This is a genomic window from Bacillus sp. ISL-46 (assembly GCF_018613205.1).
This window is the reverse complement of the sequence record NZ_JAGGQR010000103.1, coordinates 1-5,202: the sequence shown is the minus strand read 5'-3', so window position 1 is coordinate 5,202 and position 5,202 is coordinate 1. Positions and strand designations below refer to the sequence as shown.

4 protein-coding genes and 1 pseudogene are annotated in these 5,202 nt (G+C 35.9%); 1 reads left to right on the top strand and 4 read right to left on the bottom strand.

The window, feature by feature from the left end; all coding sequences use genetic code 11:
* Positions 1 to 267 precede the first annotated feature (267 nt).
* Positions 268 to 501 carry a DUF3892 domain-containing protein gene (locus tag J7E67_RS30210; protein WP_214716649.1) on the top strand — a complete coding sequence of 78 codons (234 nt, stop codon included), beginning with the start codon at positions 268 to 270 and terminating at the stop codon, positions 499 to 501.
* A gap of 405 nt (positions 502 to 906) precedes the next feature.
* On the opposite strand, the gene J7E67_RS30205 is transcribed toward J7E67_RS30210, so the two are convergent.
* The 4 genes and pseudogenes from J7E67_RS30205 to J7E67_RS30190 all read right to left on the bottom strand — a co-directional run bounded on the left by J7E67_RS30205 (position 907) and on the right by J7E67_RS30190 (position 5,006).
* Positions 907 to 1,269, bottom strand: coding sequence for a P-II family nitrogen regulator (locus tag J7E67_RS30205; protein ID WP_214716648.1), 363 nt, complete (start codon positions 1,267 to 1,269; stop codon positions 907 to 909).
* A 21-nt stretch (positions 1,270 to 1,290) separates the two neighbouring features.
* On the bottom strand, positions 1,291 to 2,511 hold the full coding sequence (locus J7E67_RS30200; RefSeq protein WP_214716647.1) for an ammonium transporter: 1,221 nt from the start codon (positions 2,509 to 2,511) through the stop codon (positions 1,291 to 1,293).
* A 434-nt stretch (positions 2,512 to 2,945) separates the two neighbouring features.
* On the bottom strand, positions 2,946 to 3,467 hold the full coding sequence (locus J7E67_RS30195; RefSeq protein ID WP_214716646.1) for a hypothetical protein: 522 nt from the start codon (positions 3,465 to 3,467) through the stop codon (positions 2,946 to 2,948).
* A gap of 197 nt (positions 3,468 to 3,664) precedes the next feature.
* Positions 3,665 to 5,006: pseudogene (locus J7E67_RS30190) on the bottom strand (TrkH family potassium uptake protein).
* Positions 5,007 to 5,202: the final 196 nt, after the last annotated feature.

The window sequence follows — 5,202 nt, the reverse complement described above, 5'->3', positions numbered from 1 at the left end:
TACAGGAATGCTAACCTGCTTTGTTAGTACAATAAGAAAAAGGAATTGCTACCGCGACCCCATTTTAAATTAATACACGCGTTATTGTAAATGAAACTATTCACAACTTATAAAAGCGTCCGCTACTACGAATTGATTACATTATAAAATAAGGTCCGCAATCATTGGGCTAAAGATTTACACAGCTAATCTTCGGCTGCAAGGTTCATAAAATATGAATTTTTTTATTTTTTTAAGTCATCCTACTTATATATAGGAGGCGAAATAATGGAAAAACGTCAAGAATCTGTCATCGCCGTCCGTAAGAATGGAGATGACGATATTATTGAATTAAAGTTGTCAAACGGTCAAGTTGTTGATTACAAAGAAGCACAACAGATGGCAAAAAGTGGGATGATTGTAAACGTCAATGTTTTCAAGGGTGGCGATGGAGAGGAACATCTTCGGAGCAATCCGGACGGTGATCCGACCAACAACCTTGATAATCTCCCTCAGTTCTGACGGAAATATTAAAAATGAGTCTTTTAGTAACGGGTTCTGTTATGAAGTACAAAATTCCAATTAGCGGTTAAAATCACGGGAGAATTAACAATTAGGATTAACAAGAAAATTAACAAAATAATCGGCATATAAAAATATGCTCAGGGCATATAAACTCTGAGCATTTTTCTATATTTTGGCTTATTGAATTATAGCACCCGATAGTTTAAGTACAAATATTTCACAATCTTGTTGCCGGAGCCTCTTCCACATAATTTCCATTTTTTTATAAGGGATATAGTTATTAGACCGTCATTTTTATTTACTTACCAATTATCCAAAAGAAATTATTGATCAAACTAGACTACACCTTTAATACAATAAATAAAGCCGCCTAATATGGCGGCTGTCGGTAAGTAGAAATTACTATTTAGTGTTTTGTAGTGCATCATAACCTTCTTCACCAGTGCGTATTTTAATAACATTGGCGATTTCATATACAAAAATTTTCCCGTCACCTGGCTGTCCGGTATTTAACACTTTTCGTGCCGTATCAATTACTAACTGTACAGGAACCTTGCAAACCACGATTTCAACCTTTATCCGTTCGTACATATTAACATCGAATTTCCTGCCCCGGTATGTTTCGGTATACCCTTTTTGAAAACCTGCACCCAGAGCATGGGTTACTGTAATTCCACTCACTTCGATTTGAGCCAGGGCTTGTTTCAATTCTTCAAATTTTGTTGGACGTGTAATAATTTCAATTTTTGTTAGAACTTCGCTCATACGATCACCCTTTTAGGAAAATTATGCTTCGTGATAGGCTTTTTCTCCATGCAGTGTAATATCTAATCCGAGAGATTCTTCATGTTCATTTGCCCGGACAGGGACGAAGACTTTTACAACTTTAATAATTATATATGATACTATCCCAACAAATAGATATGTTGCAACAATTGCAATTAACTGCTTTAATACTAAGCTTGGATCTCCATAAAATAATCCATCTGCTCCGGCTGCATTCACGGATTTTGTGGCAAACAAACCAGTCGCAATTCCACCCCATGTTCCGCCGATTCCATGCAATCCAAACGCATCTAGAGCATCATCATATCCGAATTTTTCTTTTACCCAGAAGACTCCCCAATAACAAATCGAACCTCCAAGGAATCCAATAAGAATAGCGGAAGCCGGTGTAACAAATCCTGCAGAAGGGGTGATCGCAACAAGTCCTGCCACTGCACCTGAGATAGCTCCAAGCATCGTAGGTTTTTTATTTATCAGCCATTCTATTACTAACCAGCCAATGATTCCAGCTGCAGCTGCCGTATTCGTATTGATAAATGCGTACATCGCCACATCATTAAGGGTTAAAGCACTCCCAACATTAAAGCCAAACCATCCAAACCAGACTAAGGCTCCTCCCAAAATTGTAAGTGGCAGGTTGTGAGGAGTCGTGGTGACAGCATCTTTTCTTTTCCCAAGAACGATCGCAAGCACCAGTCCGGTAACACCGGATGTAATATGCACGACGTTTCCTCCGGCAAAATCGAGTGCTCCGAGATTACGAATCCATCCTCCTACTCCCCAAACCCAGTGGGCTACAGGAGAGTATACCAAAATGGACCATATGACTGTGAAGATAGCAAATGCAGAGAAACGCATACGCTCTGCGAAGGCACCTGAAATAAGCGCTGCCGTTAAAACGGCAAAGGTTAGCTGGTACATCATAAACAGATTATGAGGAATTGTTGCACTGTAATCATTATTAGGTTTAAAGGTTACACCTTTTAATCCCACCCAATCGAGACCACCAATAAATGGATTTCCATGCGTTGAAAAAGCAAGTGAATAACCAAATAGAATCCAAATAATAGAAACAATTGCAATTGAGCCAAAGCTGTACATCGCAGTGCTTAACACGTTTTTACTTTTTACCATTCCTCCATAAAAAAGAGCAATTCCGGGTGTCATAATCCAAACGAGAATCGTTGATAAAAACATAAATACTGTATCCGCCATCTGCATGTTTTTCATCTCCTTAGTAAAATCTTTATGTCAGGTTTTATAACATGTCTTTGTTAATAAAGATATCATATTACACAACCTCTTAATTTTCAACAAAATTTTTAGATAATTCTCATTGTTAAATTCATACATGCTAGGTTATGTAACATTGACAGTAATATTCAGGAACCGAACAATGCATCTGATTGTTAACCCAGTGTATTAATTGAGTGGACCAAATGTTTTTTTAGACAAATGGGGGATCTTTTTTATTCTCTTCATTACCATTCCCACAAATTTTACATACCTGTTCCATATGCCACACTCCTAAATTACATTTATATTGATATTTTTTCCTATCCCCTCCTTTTTAATCGTTTATATCAATAACATCTATTAATAATAAAAAAGCCCAATGAATAAATCATTGAACTTTTGCATTAATTAATATGGTATCAATCCTTTAAATGAAACGGAACAGTTGAAACCACCACATCTTTTCTATTCAAAAGTATTAAACGGATACGAAATGCTGATTGATTGTGTAAAAGACGGTGCCACCACTTATGGGTAATAAATTCAGGTAATAGCACCGTTAATTTCTTCTCATGTTTATAATGGTGGTCAATCCGCTCTATAAATTCAATTAATGGCTTAACTAATGTTCGATAACGTGAGGTAACTACAAATAATCGAACATCTGGATTCCATTCTTCCCTTCTTTCTTCCATTTTTTTAGCATCTTCAGAAGAAAAGGCTACATAAAAAGCTACAACATTTGGAGTAAGTGATTTTGCATATGAAATTGTCGAGACAACCACCTTATGAATACCGGCAACAGGTATAATTATTATTGTATCGGTACTTTGAATAGGCTCGGCTAAATCAAATTTTAATTGTTTGCCTACACTGTCGTAATGTTTACTAATTTTTGTAATTCCCATAACATTATAGGAGTTATAACAACAACAATTCAAGCGCCTTCTTCAAATTTGGTAATACTGAATATAATTACAACAAAGAAAGTTACTACGGCACCTATTCCATTAATAATTGCTTTCCTTTGCTATCCTTGTGATTTATCTCTACGCCATTTCAAGACAAGACCTATTTGTGCCATCATAACTTTGTTTTGTCATTTTTTAACATTCGCCCCAAAAGAAATAATTTTCATCTAGCCAATTAATATTTTTTCTTCTGCATATCTTACCTTGGCTTCTTTTCGTGTATTCAAAAGTGCAAAAGCCATGGTTAAAGGTCCTAGTCTTCCAATAAACATCATAAGAGTAATCAATAATCTTCCTACTGGCGATAGATCAGCTGTTAAACCTGCTGATAACCCAACCGTACCAAAGGCAGAAATGGTTTCGAAGAGAATTAAACTCATGTCTGCATCTTCTGTATATGCCAATAAGAAGAAAATCGTAAAAATAAAGATAATAGCAGCAACGACGATCGATAGTGCTTTATTAACCAATCGCCATGAAATTCTTCTTTTAAAAATATTCACATCGTCTCGATTTGAAATCACAGTCCAAAAGGCAAAAATGATAATAGCATAGGTAGTTACTTTAATCCCCCCACCAGTAGAACCGGATGATGCTCCGATAAACATTAATGCCATCATAAACACAAGAGATGATGTGGTCATTTGGGTAATATCAATCGTATTAAAACCTGCAGTACGCGGGACGACTCCTTGGAAATAGGATGCCCACAGTTTATCTCCTAACGGAAAGTTTCCGATGGTCGCAGGATTATTAAATTCTGTGCTCAATATCACTAAAAACCCTACAATATTTAAGATAAGAGACATCAATAAAGCAACTTTAGAATGCAAGGATAATTTGCATAAAGATTTTTTATAGAAAAGATCGAGAATGACAGTAAATCCAATACCACCTGTAATAAAAAGGAGTGTAATTACAATGTTTACTGTTGGATCGCCTACCCATTTACTTAAACTATCAGGTTCAAGTCCAAAACCAGCATTATTAAAAGCGGAAATAGAATGAAAAATGCCGTAGTATATGGCTTTCTTCCAAGGCATCTCAAAAGACCAGTTTATCGCCAAAATGATTGCACCAAGCAGCTCAACAATAAAAGTAATGAGAATGATCCGCTTCACTAGGTTGACTACTCCTGAAAGAGAAAATACATTTAATGAATTCTTGCAATAACAAACGTTCCTTTAATCCAATCTTTTTTCCTAAGATTATAAACATAAATGTTCCCGTGGTCATAAACCCCCAACCGCCAATTTGAATTAAACATAGAAGAACAATTTCTCCAAATAAAGTAAAGGTTGTTCCCGTATCCACAACAGCCAGCCCTGTAACACAGACAGCAGACGTTGCCTCAAATAAAGCATCGATGAAGTTAAGTCCACGTCCCTCTTCATAGGTAGCAATTGGCAGCATAAAAAAAAAAGTCCCCAATAATATTAGACTACCGAAACCCAAAACAAGGATTTGGGCAGGATGCTTTTGGTTTCTTTTTAGAATAAAAATTATCATGCCAAAAACAATACATAGAAATTCTCTTTTTAGGATTCGCCCTACTGTAATTGTTTATGAATGTAAAATAGAAAACTAAACATTAAACTAAAAATAAAGGCGATGTCTTCTCCAAGCATCGCACATTACTATTATCTATTTCTTCTTCTAGATAATATAACATGAGAATATTTTTAATTATGATTCATCACCACAT